Consider the following 1,841-nt stretch of genomic DNA (forward strand, 5'->3'; position numbering starts at 1 on the left):
CGCGGGGGCCGGCCGGGCGCGGCGGCCCGGCGGGGCCCCCCCCGCCCCCCCCCCCCGCGGCCGGAGCCTCGGCGACATAGGCGCCGGTGCCCTCATGCGACTCGAAGGCCTCGTCCAGCAGTGCCGCCATCCCGGCGTTGCGGGCGATCGGGCTGGTGCCGCCGAAGATCACGCCGATCAGCCGGGTGCGGCCGCGCACGGCCGACGCCACGAGATTGTAGCCCGCGGCCCGGATGTAGCCGGTCTTCATCCCGTCCATGCCGGGATAGGACTGCATCAGCCGGTTGTGGTTCGGGAAGTTGCGGCCGCGATAGCGGAAGTTCTTGGTCGCGAAATAGGGGTAGTACTGCGGATAGTCGTTGATCAGCGCCCGGGCCAGCACCGCCATGTCGTGCGCGGTCGAGACATTGTCCGGGTCCGGCAGGCCGTTGGTCGAGGTGAAGTTGGTGCGGCTCATGCCCAGCGCCTGAGCCTGCTGCGTCATCATCCGCGTGAAGCGGGCTTCGTTGCCGCCGATGGTTTCGGCCAGCACCACCGATGCGTCGTTGGCCGACTGGGTCACCAAGCCTAGGATCGCGTCCTCGACCCGGATGCGCGACCCGGTCGTCAGGCCCAGCTTGGTCGGCGACTGCGAGGCGGCGTAGCTCGACACCGACAGCCGCGAATCCAGCGTCAGCTCGCCCCGCTCCAGGCTGCGGAACGTCAGGTACAGCGTCATCAGCTTGGTCAGAGATGCCGGGTATAGCCGCGCGTTGGCATTCTCCTCGTGCAGCACCTCGCCGGTGCGCGCATCGATGACATAGGCGGCATAGCGCGACGCTGCCTCCGCCCGGGCGGGCAGAAGCGCCAGGGCAAGGCAGGCGCACAGAACTGCCGCCGATCGTGCAACGAAACCGACCATGCCGACCCCCCGCTCCACGCCAATTGCGGATCTTGGTTCAGGCGTGATTTCAGAAGTCTAAATTAAGTCGTTGATTTTTGTCCATAAACCAATTGCTGGACTCGACAAAAAGAATGCCGGCCCCCGACTTCCGCCCGGTTGCAGACATTCTGACAGCATCGCCGATCGAGAGGCAACGCCCTTGGCGGCAGGTCGCCATATGTCCGGCATGTTGCAGTGCACAAAAAACGTTGACATACCGGATCGACTTGCTCATATATGCGGCATGTTGCAGTGCAGCATGGCTGGGCAGCGCCCCGGGCGACGACAGTCGGTTGCGAAGCATGAGGAGCCGTTCGTCATGACCACCGCCAAGAGCCGTGCCGGCGCGAGCAAGCTCGCCGCCGTCGAAACCAACACCGACATTGTGAGGGACACCGTGGCAGACACCGTCAAGGCCAGCCAGGCCGCCGTCGAGAAGAATGTTGCCCAGGGCCTCGCCCTGTCCAAGGACCAGTTCGAGAAGGCCGCCCAGGCCGCGACCAAGAACGTCGACGAGATGGTCGCGTTCGCAAAGGGCAATGTCGACGCCGTGTTCGCGTCGGCCGCCATCTTCGCCCAGGGCACCGAGCAGCTGACCCGCGCCTGGTTCGCCCTGCATCACGGCGCCGCCGAGCAGGCCGCCGAGGCGACCCGCTCGCTGTTCGCCGCCAAGACCCTGCGTGAGGTCGTCGACCTGCAGTCGACCTTCACCAAGACCGCCTTCGACGGCTTCGTCGCCGAGAGCAGCAAGCTGTCGGAGCTGGGCCTGAAGGTGACCAACGATGCCGTGGCGCCGATCGCCGCCCGCGTCAACGTCGCGGTCGAGACCCTGTCCAAGCCGCTGGCCGCCTGATCCGTCCTCCTCCCCCGGATCAGCGGCCCCACGGCCCCCGGGGGGGGGGGGGGGGGGGGGGGGGGG

2 protein-coding genes are annotated in these 1,841 nt (G+C 67.4%); one reads left to right on the forward strand and one right to left on the reverse strand.

What is annotated here, in order from left to right:
• On the reverse strand, window positions 1-901 hold a 901-nt coding region (locus AAHM41_RS40075), incomplete at its 3' end, for a D-alanyl-D-alanine carboxypeptidase family protein (RefSeq protein ID WP_342242234.1).
• 340 nt (window positions 902-1,241) lie between these two features.
• Here AAHM41_RS40075 and AAHM41_RS40080 point away from each other — a divergent pair.
• The gene (locus tag AAHM41_RS40080; protein WP_342242235.1) at window positions 1,242-1,775 is read left to right on the forward strand and encodes a phasin family protein; all 534 of its coding nucleotides are present in this window, start codon (window positions 1,242-1,244) and stop codon (window positions 1,773-1,775) included.
• The last annotated feature ends 66 nt before the right edge of the window (window positions 1,776-1,841 follow it).

The sequence above is a fragment of the Inquilinus sp. OTU3971 genome (genome assembly GCF_038440215.1).